Here is a 13854-nt window from a genome sequence, read left to right as displayed (position 1 = left end):
TGACGGCCGGCACGTCGACGGAAGCAGGTGCGCCGCCGGCCCCTGAGCCGCATCCACACTTCCTTCACCTTCGCCCGCTAAGACCGTTGATCCTGGGGTTGTCTCTGCGCCGAACGGCGCGGCCCCGATCCACCGCGATGCAAGACAGGCGGGACAATATGGATGGGATGACGGAGTCCGAAGCCGGCCGCGGGCGGGAGGCGGACCCCAAGGGTTCCAGGCCTGGCGAGACCGAAGGCATGGTCAGCTTCGACTCGGAACTGCATGTCGGCCTTGTTTGCGGCCGCGCCGTCGCATTGCTCGGGCTGTCGCGCACCGGGCGCCAGGCCCATGGCCTGATTGACCTGCTGGAGGCGAGCCCGCGCCTCGACCGCGATGCGGTGGCGGGGCTGTTGTCGGCCTGCCTTGCCGCCACGCTGCCCAGTGGCGAGGAGGCCGTGGGCCTGCAGTGGCCGGGCGCGCCCGGGCTACGCTTCGGCATTCGCCGCGCCTCGGCCGTTTCCTGGGTTCTCTCGGTGTTCTCCGACGACCGGCTCGCCAATGGCATGGCAGGCTTCGACCCGCTGACCGGCCTCGCGGATCGAGCGATGTTCGAGGCGCGGCTTGCCGCGGTGCTCGACGGGCCGCCGCGCCGGCGCGCCGGCAGCGCCGTACTGCTGTGCGACATCGAAGGCATCCGCGCGGTCAACCAGGTGCTGGGCCATGCGATCGGGGAGGATCTGCTGCGCGCCGCCGCGCGGCGGCTGCAGGCCGCGGTGCGCGACGCCGACCTCGTCGCGCGCATGGCCGGGGAAGAATTCGCCATCCTGCAAAGCGAGGTGGAGGAGCCCAACCAGGCCGCGGCGCTGGGCGAGCGGCTGGTGGCGCTGCTCGGGCGACCCTACCTGATCGCGGGGGAGGCGATCGTCGTCACCCCGCGCATCGGCATAGCCATCGCGCCGGCCGATGGGCGCAGCAAGGGTGAATTGGTGCGCCGGGCGGCAATGGCCCTGAACGAGACCGACGCCGAGGGCCCAGGGGGCTTCCGTCGCTTCAGCCCGGAAATGGACCGCCGCTGGCAGGAGACGCGGGCGCTGGAGGCCGCGCTGCGCCAGGCTGTCCAGGAAGGCACCGCCTTTGAACTGCACTACCAGCCCCAGATCGCTCTGCCACACGGCCGCCTGACCGGGTTCGAGGCGCTGATCCGTTGGCGTCACCCCGAACGCGGCTTGGTCTCGCCGGCGGAGTTCCTGCCGGTCGCCGAGCGGCTAGGAGTCATGCACCAGATCGGCACCTGGGTCCTTCAGGAAGCCTGTCGTGCCGCGGCTGCCTGGCCGGCGCCGCTCACCGTGGCGGTGAACATCGCTCCTGCCCAGCTCGAGAGCGGCCGCCTGAACGAGGATGTGGCCGAGGCGTTGCACCTGTCCGGCCTGACGGCCGCGCGGCTGGAACTGGAAGTGACCGAGACCGTCCTGCTGGCCAGTGCCGATTCGGCCCTGCGCCAGTTGGTGGCCTTGCGCGAGAGTGGCGTCCGCATCGCCATGGACGATTTCGGCACCGGCCATTCCTCGCTGACCCAGCTGCGGGTTTTCGCGTTTGACCGGTTGAAGATCGACCGATCCTTCGTTCAGGACCTTCCGGCCGGCGAGGATTCCGCGGCGATCGTTCGCGCGGTTGCGGGGCTTGGCCACAGCCTGGGCATAGCGGTGACGGCCGAAGGCGTGGAAACCCAGGAACAACTCGAACAGCTCTGCGCCGAAGGGTGTGATGCCGCGCAGGGCTTCTTCTTTGGCCGCCCGGTGCCGCTGGCCAAGGTGCGTGAGATGATTGAACGCTTTGGGCAGTCCGCCCGGCCGCCAGCCACCGCGCAGGCGCTGACGTGACTTTGGTGGCGGCAGGGGTCCGGCTCTCGCAGGCGCGGGGTCGCACTGGCCGAACGTGAGCCTTGCCGTGCAGAGCGCCTTAGCCCCGATAGGCTATCCTGGATGGCCGCGGCACGTCCTGTCGCGGCACATCCGCGATCTCAGCCTCGCGCTGACGCAACGCATCGAGCACGTGAGGATCGAACTGCACCGGGCTGATCCGGGCGTCGCCCTCCAGGATACGCGCCAGCGCTTGTGCGTGGTCCTGGGCATCCTTGTAGGGCCGGTCCGATCGCAGCGCGTCATAGACATCAGCCACCGCGACCAGACGGGCGGCGAGCGGGATATCCTCGCCGGCGAGCCCGATCGGGTAGCCACTGCCGTCCCAGCGTTCGTGATGCATCAGGGCAATGACGGCGGCGAGCTTCATCCATGGCGTGCGGACATGGGCCAGGATACCGGCACCGAGCAGCGTGTGGCGTTCCATCTGCCGGCGTGCTTCGGGGTCCAGCACATGGCGATGGCCGAGCACGCCCTCGGGCAGTGACATCTTGCCGATGTCGTGCAGCGCGGCGGCGCGGATCAGCAGTTCCTGCAGATCGAGCGGCAAGCCGATCTCGGCGGCGAGAATCCCGGCGATCTGACCGACCCGCTTCGGATGGTCGGGCCCCTCCGGGTCGGACAGCGAGGCTCGCGCGACGAGCCCTTCCAGAGCCACGTCATGGGCATCGCAGATGCATGGCAGGCGCCCGGCAAGGCTTCCCTGCGCCGCCGCATGCTGCGTGCAGGCCGAACAGGCCAGAGCCCCTTCGGGCAAGGGTGAGATAAGCCGCTCCATTCTCACCACCATAGGCGCCGACATAGCGTGATGGTTAACGTAAGATGTGAAGGCGTCTCGGAACAGGGCACCCATCGAAAAATCGACACAATACTAACGGCCATACGGTAGCAGCACGACGACGGCCGCTTGTGCGGCGATCCCTTCGCCCCGCCCTGCGAAGCCCAGCCGTTCCGTCGTCGTCGCCTTTACCGAAATCGCATCGACCGGCGCGCCGAGCAGGTCAGCCAGACGCGCCCGCATCGCCTCGGCATGGGGGGCGATCTTGGGGCGCTCACAGATCAGGGTAATGTCGGCATTGCCGAGCACCCCGCCACGGGCGGCGATCCGCCCGGCGGCATGGCGCAGGAAGCGGGCACTGTCGGCATCCTTCCATTCTGCCTCGGTGGGCGGGAACCAGCGGCCGATATCCCCTTCGGCCAGGGCGCCGTAAATCGCGTCGCACAGCGCATGGATGCCGACATCGGCATCCGAATGGCCCGACAGGCCGAGCGGGGAGGCAATGGTCACCCCGCAAAGCACCAGCGGCCGGCCCAATTCCAGGCGATGTACGTCGAAACCGGTGCCCATGCGCGGGACCAGGCGGGCGACGAGATGGGCTTCCACGCGGGCAAGGTCCTCGGGCCAGGTGATCTTGATATTGACCTCGCCGCCCGGCACCAGCGCCACGGGCAGGCCGTCCGCTTCGAGCAGCGCGGCGTCATCGGTCGCCCCGCCATCACCGTCGCGATGCGCCGCGAGAAGCGCATCGAACCGGAAGGCCTGCGGCGTTTGCGCGCGGAACAGGCCATCACGCGGCACGGTAGCGAGGATGGTGCCCTCGGCGCCGCGCTTCAGCGTGTCGGTGACCGGTTGGGCCGGGATCGCGCCGGGTGCCGTCTCCAACGCGGTTCGCAGGGCGGCGACGGTTCCCGGCGGGATGATCGGCCTGGCGGCGTCATGAACCAGCACGAGTCGCGGCGGATCGGCGGCCAGCGCTTCGAGCCCGGCGCGGACGCTCTCTGCCCGCGTCGTGCCACCCGCGACGGGCGGCATGATGGGCAGACCTTCGAGCAAAGCGGCGACACGCGCCTCGTCGCCGGCGCCGACGACCGGCAGGATGCGCCTGACCAGGCCCTCGCGCAGCAGGGCCTCCGCAGCATGGCGCATCACGGGGCGGCCGAGCAGCGACAGGTACTGCTTCGCCACCGGTGCGCCGAAACGGCTGCCGGCCCCGGCGGCCATCAGCAGGGCATCCATCGTCATTCGTGGCTCCGGCCCCGGAAGGGGGCGGCGCATAGACTACTTCCGGCGGTTGTCCAAGGCGAAGGCTCCGCCGCCGGCGAAGACAAAATTGAGGAAAATGAAGCAGTAGAGGATGGCCGCATCGCCCCCGTTGGCCACCGGGAACATGCTGCGCGGCGCATGGGCGATCCAGTAGGCGGAGGCCATCATGCCAGAGAGCACAAGGGCGACCGGCCGGACCTGGAACCCAACGAGCAGCAAGGCGCCGCCCACCAGTTCCAGCAGGCCGGCGACGCCGTACATGGAGAGCAATTCGGGCGCGGCTCCACCGTCGGCGCGGGCCGGGACGCCAAACAGCTTCTGCGTGCCGTGTTCGAAGAAGATCAGTGCCGCGACGACGCGCAGCAGGCCGAGCGCGTAGGGCGCCCAACGGTCGAGAAAGGTCATCAATTGTGTCCGGTACTGCTTCGGGCCCGCGGCGTGCCGAAATTGCCACTTAATGACAATTCACGGATTGGTGCGCGGTTGCATGGCAGAGTCCGTGGATGCTGTTGCCGAAAAGGCGAGCAGCGCCTAGTCTGCCCAAATCATGAGCAACCCTCGCGCGAACAGCCTGGCGCCGATACATCTCGGCGGCGTCGATATCGACACGCCGGTGATCCTGGCCCCGATGTCCGGGGTGACCGATCTGCCATATCGCCGGCTGGCCCGGGCGCTCGGCGCGCCGATGGTGGTCAGCGAGATGATCGCTTCACAAGCGATGATCCGGACCAACCGGCAGACCTTGAAGATGGCTGAGGTCGATGGTTTCGGCGGTCCGGCCTCGGTGCAACTCGCCGGCTGCGATCCCGAGGCGATGGCCGAGGCGGCGCGCCTGGTCGTCGATCGCGGCGCGGCGGTGGTCGACATCAATTTCGGTTGCCCGGTGAAGAAGGTCGCGGTCGGGCAGGCGGCCGGTTCGGCGCTGATGCGTGACGAGGTCGCCGCCGCGCGCATCCTGGAAGCGACGGTCCGGGCGGTGAGCGTGCCCGTCACGCTCAAGATGCGCATGGGCTGGGACCACAACAGCCTGAACGCGCCGCGGCTCGCGCGGATCGCCGAGGAATCCGGCATCCGCATGGTCACGGTGCATGGTCGCACCCGGCAGATGTTCTACACCGGCACGGCGGATTGGGACTTCATCCGCGAGGTGAAGGACGCCGTCTCGATCCCGGTCATCGCCAATGGCGACATCCTGACCGTCGATGATGCCGAGGAGGCGCTGCGCCGCTCCGGCGCCGATGGCGTGATGATCGGGCGCGGCTGCTATGGCCGCCCGTGGTTCCCCGCCGTGGTCGCCGCCCGCCTGCGCGGCGAGGACGCCGCCGAGCCCGGCATCGAGGAACAGAAGCGCATCCTGCTCGCCCATTACGAGGACATGCTGGAGCATCACGGCCGCCATCCGGGCGTGCGCCTCGCGCGCAAGCATGTCGCCTGGTATTCCAAGGGCCTGCCCGGCTCGGCCGAATTCCGCGTCGAGGTGAACCGCTGCGAGACCGCCGAGGCCGTCACGGATCTCGTCCATGCCTTCTACGACCCGTTGATCGAGCGGGGCGTGGAGGCTGTGCGCGACGCTTTCCGCGAGGCAGGCGAGGAGCAGATGGCAGCATGAAGGCCGGGTTGCTGCGCCGCGCCGTGCGCCCGATCGGCTGGAAGGGGCGCGCCATGCCTGAATCCGCGGCCATCCTCAGCGCCTTGCCGATGCCCGTGGTGGTGCTCGATGCCGAGAACCGCTTTGTCAGTGCGAATGCGGCGGCGGAGCAGTTCTTCCAGACCTCAACCGCGTCGCTGGAGCAGATGCGGCTGTCGGACCTGTTGCCGGAGGATGGGCGCATCTTCGCGCTGATCGCCCAGGTGCGACATTCGGATGCGCGCATCTCCGACCACGACCTGCTGCTGGAAAGCCCGCGCATGGCGCGCCGCGGCGTGACCGTGCATGCCGCGCCGCTGCCGGAACTGCCCGGCGGCGTGGTGTTGACGCTCGAGGATGGCTCGACGGCGCAGATGCTGGACCGGCAGCTCAATTTCCGCGGTGCGGCGCGCGGCGCCTCGGCGATGGCGGCGATGCTGGCGCATGAGGTGAAGAACCCGCTCTCGGGCATCCGTGGTGCGGCTCAGCTGCTCGAACAGAATGCCGGGGAGGGCGACCGGGAGCTGTGCCAGCTCATTCAGGACGAGGCCGACCGGATTCGCGGGCTGGTCGACCGCTTCGACATGTTCTCCGACCGCCCGACGGAACTCGCCGCGGTGAATATCCATCGCGTGCTGGACCATGTGCGGCGGATCGCGGTGACGGGCTTCGCCTCCCACATCCGGGTGGTGGAGGATTACGATCCCTCGCTGCCGCCGGTCTGGGGCAATCGCGATCTCCTTGTTCAGATTCTGCTCAATCTGGTTAAGAATGCGGCAGAAGCGGTCGATCCGGTCCATGGTGAGATTTCGCTCTCCACCGCCTACCACCATGGCGTGCGCATTGCCGTGCCGGGCTCTACCGACCGAGTGCACCTGCCATTGCAGGTGAGCGTCCGCGACAATGGCCCCGGAATCGCGGAAGAAGTGCGCGGCACGCTTTTTGAACCCTTCGTCTCCACGAAGCGGGGGGGACAAGGGCTCGGCCTCGCGCTCGCGGCGAAACTTGTGGCGGACCAGGGCGGGCTGATCGAATGCGACAGCCGTCCCGGACGCACCGTGTTCCGTCTTTCCATGCCTGCGCCCCCGCCGGGAAGCCTCGGAACTGCTCAATGACTGAACCGCGCACCATCCTTATTGCCGATGACGATCGCGCCATCCGCACCGTGCTCAGCCAGGCGCTCGCGCGCTCAGGCTATCAGGTGAGGGCGACGTCCTCGGCTGCCACGCTCTGGCGTTGGGTCGAGGATGGGGAAGGGGACCTTGTCATCACCGACGTGGTGATGCCCGACGAGAATGGCCTCGACCTCGTGCCGCGCATCAAGCGCATCCGCCCGGAATTGCGCGTGGTGGTGATGAGCGCGCAGTCGACCTTCGCGACCGCGATGAAGGCGACCCAGCGCGGTGCCTTCGAATACCTGCCCAAGCCCTTCGATCTGAAGGAATTGCTCTCGGTGGTGGAGCGCGCGCTCGCCGCCCCGGCCGAGCCCGCGGTGATCGACGAGAACGACCAGGGCGAGAAGTTGCCGCTGGTCGGCCGCTCGGCGGCGATGCAGGAAATCTACCGCACCGTCGCACGGCTCACGACCACCGACCTCACGGTGATGATCACGGGCGAGAGCGGCACCGGCAAGGAACTGGTCGCCCGCGCGTTGCATGACTACGGCAAGCGCCGTTCGGGGCCGTTCGTCGCCATCAACATGGCGGCGATACCGCGCGAGTTGATCGAGGCCGACTTGTTCGGCCATGAGCGCGGTGCCTTCACAGGCGCGCTCAACCGGGGCATCGGACGCTTCGAGCAGGCCGCTGGCGGCACGCTGTTCCTCGACGAGATCGGCGACATGCCGCCCGAGGCGCAGACCCGCTTGCTGCGCGTGCTGCAGGAGGGCGAGTTCACCACGGTGGGTGGCCGCCAGCCGATCAAGGCGAATGTGCGCATCGTCGCCGCGACGCATCGCGACCTGCGCCAGCTGATCCGCCAGGGCATGTTCCGCGAGGATCTGTTCTACCGCCTCAACGTCGTGCCGATCCGCCTGCCGCCGCTGCGCGAGCGGATCGAGGACATCCCGCTGCTGGCGCGCCATTTCCTCGACCGCGCCCGCGCCTCCGGCCTACCGAGCAAGCAGCTCTCGCCCGAGGCGCTGGATGGCCTCAAGGCGCATGCCTGGCCCGGCAATGCACGGGAACTCGAAAACCTGATGCGTCGCCTGGCCGCGCTCTACACGCAGGAAGTGATCGGCGGCGATGCCGTGGCCGCCGAACTGGCCGAAGCCGTGCAACCGGCCGGTCCGGACGGGCAATCCCAGCCGGCGACGCTCGAACAGGCGGTGGAGCGGCACCTGCAGACCTTCATGGCCGCGCACAAGGACGGCATGCCGGTACGCGATCTGTATGAACGCGTGCTCTCCGAGGTCGAACGGCCGCTGCTCCGACTCGCTCTGGGTGCTACAAGGGGCAACCAGATCAAGGCGGCGGCGATGCTCGGCCTCAATCGCAATACCCTGCGCAAGAAGATCCGCGAGCTCGAGCTGCCCGTGGTGCGTGGCCTGACCTGACGATGTACGGGCCCTGACATGATGGGCCTGTTCCGGCGTCGCGCCGGCGCGCGACCGGCCGCGCGGGCGCTGCCCGCCGGTGGCGAGCCGCCCCCCGAAACCCCGCACCGCTCCTGGGCCGGGCGCGCAGCGCAGTTGCTGCAGGGTGGCGGCATCACCATCGGCCTGGCGATCGTCGCCCTGGTGTTGGGGTTGGCCACCTTCATGCTGCTGTCCGGTGGGACGCCGCTGGGGCCGACGGGGCCGGGCGAGGTGGTCGGCATCATCCTAGCCAACCTGTCCATCCTGCTGCTGCTCGCGGCCTCGCTGGCGGCGCGGGTGGTCGGGATGTGGGTGGAGCGGCGGCGCGGCTCGGCCGGGGCGCGGCTCCATGTGCGTCTGGTGCTTCTCTTCGGCGTCGTCGCGGTGGTGCCGGCTATCTTCGTGGCCGGCTTCTCGGCGGTGTTCTTTAACCTCGGCATCCAGTCCTGGTTCAGTGACCGGGTGCGCAACACGCTCGAGGCCTCGCTGGTCGCCTCGCGGGCCTATCTCGAGGAGCACCGCAATACCATCCGCGCCGACATCCTGGCCATCGCCAATGACCTCAACCGCGCCGGGCCGCAGCTGCTACCCGACAACGGGCTCGCCTTCGCGCGGCTGCTGGCCACCCATACGGCGATCCGCGGGCTGACCGAATCGCTGGTGGTCGAACCGACTCTCGGACAGGTGATCGCCTCGGCGGGGCTGACCACCGGATCGGTGGTGGATGCGCCGCCCTCCTGGGCGATCGAGCAGGCCCGGAACGGCGAAGTGGTGGTGTTCCCCGGCGAGGGTGGGGAGGGACGTGTGCGCGCTCTGGTCGCGCTCAACTTCCCGCCGGTGCCGAACGTGCCACCCGGGCTGATGCTGATGATCAGCCGCCCGGTCGATCCTGGCGTGCTGGAACACATGCGCACCACGGAACTGGCCTTCCAGGAGTATGATCGGCTGGACCGCAACCAAGGTGACCTGCAGATCACCTTCGCGCTGATCTTTGGCATCGCGACCCTGTTGGTGCTGTTGGCCGCCGTTCTGCTGGGCCTGTTGATCGCGAACCGCATCGCCGGGCCGATCTCCCGCCTGATCACCGCAGCCGAACGCGTGCGCGCCGGAGACCTGTCCACCCGCGTGCAGGAAGGCAATGCGGATGACGAGGTCGCCTCGCTGTCGCGCGCCTTCAACCGCATGACCAGCCAGCTCGGTGCCCAGCGCGGCGAACTGATGGAAGCCTATCGCCAGATCGATGAGCGCCGCCGCTTTACCGAGACGGTGCTCTCCGGTGTTTCGGCCGGGGTGATCGGCCTCGATGCCGAGGGGCGGGTGAACCTGCCGAACCGATCCTCCTCGGCGCTGCTCGGGGTCGATCTCGATGCCGCGATCGGGTTGCCGCTGGCGGGGGTGGCACCGGAATTCGCCGCGCTGATCGCGGCCGTGCGCGCCCAGCCCGAACGCGCGCAGACGGCCGAGATCCGCTCCGGCCCGCCCTCGGCCCGGCGCACACTGATCGTCCGTCTCGGCGCCGAGATGCAGGGCGGGCGCGTCGACGGCTTCGTGCTGACCTTCGACGACGTGACGGAGCTCGTCTCGGCCCAGCGGAAGGCGGCCTGGGCCGATGTTGCCCGGCGCATCGCGCATGAGATCAAGAACCCGCTGACGCCGATCCAGCTGAGCGCGGAACGACTGAAGCGTCGCTACCTCAAGCAGATCACCGACGACCCCGACACCTTCCGCCAATGCACCGACACGATTGTCCGCCAGGTCGGCGACATCGGGCGAATGGTCGATGAATTCTCAGCCTTCGCGCGCATGCCGCAGCCAGTGATCAAGCCGGAGGATGCCAACCAGTTGCTGCGCGAGGCGCTGGTGCTGCAGCGCGACGCGCATCCCGAGATCGCCTACGAGACTACCTATGCCGAGTCCTCGCCGGTGATGGCCTGCGACCGCCGGCAGATCAGCCAGGCGCTGACCAACCTGCTGCAGAACGCCGCCGATGCGGTGGCGATGCGGGCGGAGGAGGGGGCGGGCCGTATCGCCGCCCGCGTCGAATCGGCGCCGGGCGAGGTTCGCTTCGTCGTCGAGGATGACGGAGTCGGGCTGCCCAAGGAAGAGGATCGCGACCGCCTGACCGAGCCCTATGTCACGCACAAGACCAAGGGAACCGGGCTTGGCCTTGCCATCGTGAAGAAGATCATGGAGGACCACGGGGGCAGGCTGGCCTTGGAAGATCGCGAAGACGGCCCCGGCGCGCGAGTGGCCCTGATTTTCCCCATCAGGACCGCGGCCGAGGGTCCGGACTCGGGGCGTGATTCGACCCGGGCCGCCGAGGGAGCGAAGGTTGCGCATGGCGCATGAGATCCTGATCGTCGACGATGAGCCGGACATCCGGACCCTGATCGAGGGGATCCTGTCGGATGAAGGCTATGAGACGCGGCAGGCGCACAATTCCGACACGGCGATCGCTGCCTTCCGGCAGCGGCGGCCGTCGCTCGTCGTGCTCGATATCTGGCTGCAGAATTCGCGCCTCGACGGACTTGGCATCCTCGAGGCCCTGCATGTCGAGGAACCGCAGGTTCCGGTGGTCATGATCTCCGGCCACGGCACGATCGAGACCGCCGTACAGGCGATCCAGCAGGGCGCCTACGATTTCATCGAGAAACCGTTCAAGTCCGACCGCCTGCTGCTGATCGTCTCGCGCGCGCTCGAAGCCGCTAAGCTGCGGCGCGAGAACAGCGAATTGCGCCTGCGCGCCGGGCCGGAGACCGAGCTCGTCGGCGGTTCGGGGCCACTCGCCCAGCTGCGCGGGGCGATCGAGAAGGTCGCGCCCACCGGATCGCGGGTGCTGATCACCGGCCCGGCCGGCGCGGGCAAGGAAGTCGCCGCCCGCATGATCCATGCGCGCTCGCGCCGCGCCGATGGTCCGTTCCTGATGCTGAACTGTGCCACGCTGAACCCGGCGCGTTTCGAGGAGGAATTGTTCGGCGTCGAGTCCGGCGCCGACCCGGCGACGCAGCCGCGTCGCGCCGGCGTACTGGAACGTGCCCATGGCGGCACGCTGCTGCTCGACGAAGTGGCGGACATGCCGCTCGAGACCCAAGGCAAGATCGTCCGGGCCCTGCAGGAGCAGGGGTTCGAACGCATCGGCGGCGGCACCCGCGTGAAGGTGGATGTGCGCGTGCTGTCCACGACCAATCGGGACCTGGCGTCCGAGATCGCCGCCGGGCGGTTCCGCGAGGACCTGTTCTATCGCCTCGCCGTGGTGCCTTTGCGTGTGCCAGCCCTGCGCGAGCGGCGGGAGGACGTGCCGGTGTTGGCGCGTCATTTCATGGGCCGTTCGGCCGAAACCACCGGCATGGCGTCGCGGGAGCTGTCCGAGGACGCGCTCGCCGCGATGCAGGCCTATGACTGGCCGGGCAATGTGCGTGAGCTGCGCAACCTGATCGACTGGCTGCTGATCATGGCGCCGGGCGATGCGAAGGAAGGGATCCGCCCCGACATGTTGCCGCCGCAGGTGGGCGCGGCCGCGCCGGCCGTGCTGAAGCTCGACCGCTCATCGGAGATCATGACCCTGCCGCTGCGCGAGGCGCGAGAATTGTTCGAGCGCCAGTATCTCGAGGCGCAGCTGCTGCGCTTCGGCGGCAATATCAGCCGCACCGCGAATTTCGTCGGCATGGAGCGCAGCGCGCTGCACCGGAAACTGAAATTCCTCGGCGTCCAGGCCGAGGACCGCGCCAGCCCGCCCGCCCCCGTTGGCAACGCCTGAAGGCCTACCCATGTCCCGCATTGCATACGTCAACGGGCGCTACCTGCCGCAGCCCGACGCCAGCGTGAACATCGAAGACCGCGGCTACCAGTTCGGCGATGGCATCTACGAAGTCGTCCACCTTTATCGCGGGCGCACGGTCGATGAGGACCGCCATCTCGACCGGCTGGAACGCTCGCTGCGCGAAATTCGCCTGCCCATGCCGATGACGCGCGACGCGCTGCGGTTGGTGCTGCGCGAGGTTGCCCGACGCAACCGGGTAACCGAGGGGCTGATCTACATGCAGGTGACGCGCGGCGTGTCGCGGCGCGACCATGCCTTCCCGAAGGTGCCGGTGCCGCCGGCGCTGGTCGTCACGGTCAAGCGCATCCCGCCCTATCCAGCCAGTGTCGACCGTTGGGGCGGTGCCGCGATCACCCAGCCCGACCTGCGCTGGGCACGCTGCGACATCAAGACCGTGAACCTGCTGCCCAATTGCCTGGCTCGCCAGGCGGCGCGCGAACAGGGCGCGATCGAGGCGGTGCTGTTTAACCCCGATACCGGCATGGTGACGGAAGGGGCCGCGACCTCCTTCTGGATCGTCGATGAGCATGGCCTGATCCGCACGCCGCCGCTCGACTACACGATCCTGCCGGGCTGCACGCGCGCCGCGTTGCTCGCCGAACTGGCCGAGGCCGGCATCGGCGTCGACCACCGGCCGTTCAGCCTCGATGAGATGCGTCGCGCGCGGGAGGCCTTCATCACCTCCGCCACCTCCTTCGTGAAGCCGATCCTGCAAATCGATGGACAGGTAGTGGGCGATGGCACGGTGGGGCCGGTCGTGCGCCGGCTCTTCGACATCTTCGCCCGCCATGTGCAGGGCGGATTGAAGAACGCGGCGTGAGCCCCGCCGAGGAAGCCAATGCCGCCGCGATCCGCGCCTTCTATGCGGAGTTGTGGGAGCAGGGGGACCTGAGCCGCCTGCCGGCACTGATGCATGAGGAAGTCGCCTTCCAGGGCACCTTCGGGCAGGTGATGCGCGGCCATGATGCCTTCGCCGCCTATGTCCGAAGCGTCCGCCTCGCCTTTTCCGAATATCGCTGCGACGTGCGTGACCTGCTCGCGCAGGATGACCGGGTGGCCGCGCGCGTCGGCTTCTCCGGCCGCCATGAAGCTGGGCCGTTCCTCGATTTTCCGCCGACCGGGCGCAACCTCACCTGGGAAGGGGTCGGTTTTTTCCGGCTGGAAGCCGGACGCATCCGCCATCTGTGGGTGATGGGGGACATGCTCGGCCTGCTCGGACAACTCAAGGGATGACGCCACCCGCTGCGGTCCTGTGGGACTGGGACAACACGCTGGTCGATGGCTGGGCGGCGATCGAATCGGGGCTTGCCGCCACCTTCCGGGCCTTCGACATGCCGGTGTGGGACCGCCGGCAGGTGCTGGCCAATGTGCGCGGGTCGTTGCGCGATACCTTCCCCGGGATGTTCGGCGACGAATGGGAACGCGCGCGGGACATCTTCTACGCCGAGGTGAAGGCCTGCCATCTCGGTGTCGTTGCCCCGATGCCCGGGGCTGTCGCGGCCATCGCGGCCGCCGGCCGGGTGGCGCCGCAGGGCGTCGTGTCCAACAAGCAGGGGCCGCTGCTGCGCGCGGAGGCCGCCCATCTTGGCTGGGCAGGGCGGTTCGGCGCGCTGGTGGGTGCCGGCGACGCCGCGGCCGACAAGCCCGACCCGGCGCCGATGCTGATGGCGCTGGACGCCATGCACGTGCAGCCCTCGCCGGCAATCTGGTACGTCGGCGACACGGCGCTCGACATGCAGGCGGCGCGGCGTGCGGGCTTCGTCGCCGTGCTGCTGGGCGATGCGGCGCATGATGGCGGCATTGCCACAGCCGCCCCGGACTTGCACTTCGCCGATGGCGATGTTCTCGCCGGGGCCCTGCTTTCGCTTGCCAAGGGCTGACGGGGCG

General features: G+C 68.7%; 12 protein-coding genes. 9 read left to right on the top strand and 3 right to left on the bottom strand.

Features of this window, described 5'->3' with window-relative positions; translation table 11 throughout:
- Nucleotides 1-158: 158 nt before the first annotated feature.
- Nucleotides 159-1862 carry a putative bifunctional diguanylate cyclase/phosphodiesterase gene (locus IEY36_RS00145; RefSeq protein ID WP_229680970.1) on the top strand — a complete coding sequence of 568 codons (1704 nt, stop codon included), beginning with the start codon at nucleotides 159-161 and terminating at the stop codon, nucleotides 1860-1862.
- A gap of 79 nt (nucleotides 1863-1941) precedes the next feature.
- Here the strand turns inward: IEY36_RS00145 and IEY36_RS00140 are convergent, their stop codons facing one another.
- The 3 genes from IEY36_RS00140 to IEY36_RS00130 form a co-directional block, all read right to left on the bottom strand.
- Nucleotides 1942-2658 carry an HD-GYP domain-containing protein gene (locus tag IEY36_RS00140; RefSeq protein WP_188964896.1) on the bottom strand — a complete coding sequence of 239 codons (717 nt, stop codon included), beginning with the start codon at nucleotides 2656-2658 and terminating at the stop codon, nucleotides 1942-1944.
- 114 nt (nucleotides 2659-2772) lie between these two features.
- Complete coding sequence (gene ispD / locus IEY36_RS00135) at nucleotides 2773-3924, bottom strand: 2-C-methyl-D-erythritol 4-phosphate cytidylyltransferase (protein WP_188964895.1); 1152 nt, start codon at nucleotides 3922-3924, stop codon at nucleotides 2773-2775.
- Nucleotides 3925-3960: 36 nt separating this feature from the next.
- The gene (locus IEY36_RS00130; RefSeq protein WP_188964894.1) at nucleotides 3961-4350 is read right to left on the bottom strand and encodes a DoxX family protein; all 390 of its coding nucleotides are present in this window, start codon (nucleotides 4348-4350) and stop codon (nucleotides 3961-3963) included.
- 142 nt (nucleotides 4351-4492) lie between these two features.
- Between IEY36_RS00130 and dusB the strand changes: the two genes are divergently transcribed.
- Genes dusB through IEY36_RS00090 form a run of 8 tightly spaced genes read left to right on the top strand, consistent with a single transcriptional unit; the run spans nucleotide 4493 to nucleotide 13847 of the window.
- Nucleotides 4493-5554: a tRNA dihydrouridine synthase DusB gene (dusB, locus tag IEY36_RS00125; protein WP_188964893.1), complete on the top strand. Its 1062-nt coding sequence runs from the start codon at nucleotides 4493-4495 to the stop codon at nucleotides 5552-5554.
- 53 nt (nucleotides 5555-5607) lie between these two features.
- Nucleotides 5608-6687, top strand: a complete 1080-nt coding sequence (locus IEY36_RS00120) for a two-component system sensor histidine kinase NtrB (protein WP_229681065.1) — start codon at nucleotides 5608-5610, stop codon at nucleotides 6685-6687.
- Nucleotides 6684-8126, top strand: coding sequence for a nitrogen regulation protein NR(I) (ntrC, locus tag IEY36_RS00115; RefSeq protein WP_188964891.1), 1443 nt, complete (start codon nucleotides 6684-6686; stop codon nucleotides 8124-8126). Before IEY36_RS00120 ends, ntrC begins: the two co-directional genes overlap by 4 nt.
- An 18-nt stretch (nucleotides 8127-8144) precedes the next feature.
- Complete coding sequence (locus IEY36_RS00110; RefSeq protein WP_229680968.1) at nucleotides 8145-10496, top strand: sensor histidine kinase NtrY-like; 2352 nt, start codon at nucleotides 8145-8147, stop codon at nucleotides 10494-10496.
- The gene (gene ntrX / locus IEY36_RS00105; protein WP_188964890.1) at nucleotides 10486-11904 is read left to right on the top strand and encodes a nitrogen assimilation response regulator NtrX; all 1419 of its coding nucleotides are present in this window, start codon (nucleotides 10486-10488) and stop codon (nucleotides 11902-11904) included. Before IEY36_RS00110 ends, ntrX begins: the two co-directional genes overlap by 11 nt.
- 10 nt (nucleotides 11905-11914) lie before the next feature.
- Complete coding sequence (locus IEY36_RS00100) at nucleotides 11915-12787, top strand: D-amino-acid transaminase (RefSeq protein WP_188964889.1); 873 nt, start codon at nucleotides 11915-11917, stop codon at nucleotides 12785-12787.
- The gene (locus tag IEY36_RS00095) at nucleotides 12784-13200 is read left to right on the top strand and encodes an ester cyclase (RefSeq protein WP_188964888.1); all 417 of its coding nucleotides are present in this window, start codon (nucleotides 12784-12786) and stop codon (nucleotides 13198-13200) included. The genes IEY36_RS00100 and IEY36_RS00095 overlap by 4 nt, the downstream gene beginning before the upstream one ends.
- A complete protein-coding gene (locus tag IEY36_RS00090) occupies nucleotides 13197-13847 on the top strand; it encodes an HAD family hydrolase (RefSeq protein ID WP_188964887.1) in 651 nt (216 codons plus the stop codon). The genes IEY36_RS00095 and IEY36_RS00090 overlap by 4 nt, the downstream gene beginning before the upstream one ends.
- Nucleotides 13848-13854: the final 7 nt, after the last annotated feature.

Origin of the sequence: Neoroseomonas lacus, from assembly GCF_014644535.1 — a bacterium.
In the GTDB taxonomy this organism is placed as follows: domain Bacteria; phylum Pseudomonadota; class Alphaproteobacteria; order Acetobacterales; family Acetobacteraceae; genus Neoroseomonas; species Neoroseomonas lacus.
This window is presented reverse-complemented; position numbering and strand designations above follow the sequence as displayed.

Bases quoted from the DNA above. Each gene is read 5' to 3' on its own strand.
- ispD (WP_188964895.1), bottom strand. From the start codon at position 3,924: ATGACGATGGATGCCCTGCTGATGGCCGCCGGGGCCGGCAGCCGTTTC.
- dusB (WP_188964893.1), top strand. From the start codon at position 4,493: ATGAGCAACCCTCGCGCGAACAGCCTGGCGCCGATACATCTCGGCGGC.
- IEY36_RS00120 (WP_229681065.1), top strand. From the start codon at position 5,608: ATGCCTGAATCCGCGGCCATCCTCAGCGCCTTGCCGATGCCCGTGGTG.
- ntrX (WP_188964890.1), top strand. From the start codon at position 10,486: ATGGCGCATGAGATCCTGATCGTCGACGATGAGCCGGACATCCGGACC.
- IEY36_RS00130 (WP_188964894.1), bottom strand. From the start codon at position 4,350: ATGACCTTTCTCGACCGTTGGGCGCCCTACGCGCTCGGCCTGCTGCGC.
- ntrC (WP_188964891.1), top strand. From the start codon at position 6,684: ATGACTGAACCGCGCACCATCCTTATTGCCGATGACGATCGCGCCATC.
- IEY36_RS00100 (WP_188964889.1), top strand. From the start codon at position 11,915: ATGTCCCGCATTGCATACGTCAACGGGCGCTACCTGCCGCAGCCCGAC.
- IEY36_RS00110 (WP_229680968.1), top strand. From the start codon at position 8,145: ATGATGGGCCTGTTCCGGCGTCGCGCCGGCGCGCGACCGGCCGCGCGG.
- IEY36_RS00090 (WP_188964887.1), top strand. From the start codon at position 13,197: ATGACGCCACCCGCTGCGGTCCTGTGGGACTGGGACAACACGCTGGTC.
- IEY36_RS00145 (WP_229680970.1), top strand. From the start codon at position 159: ATGGATGGGATGACGGAGTCCGAAGCCGGCCGCGGGCGGGAGGCGGAC.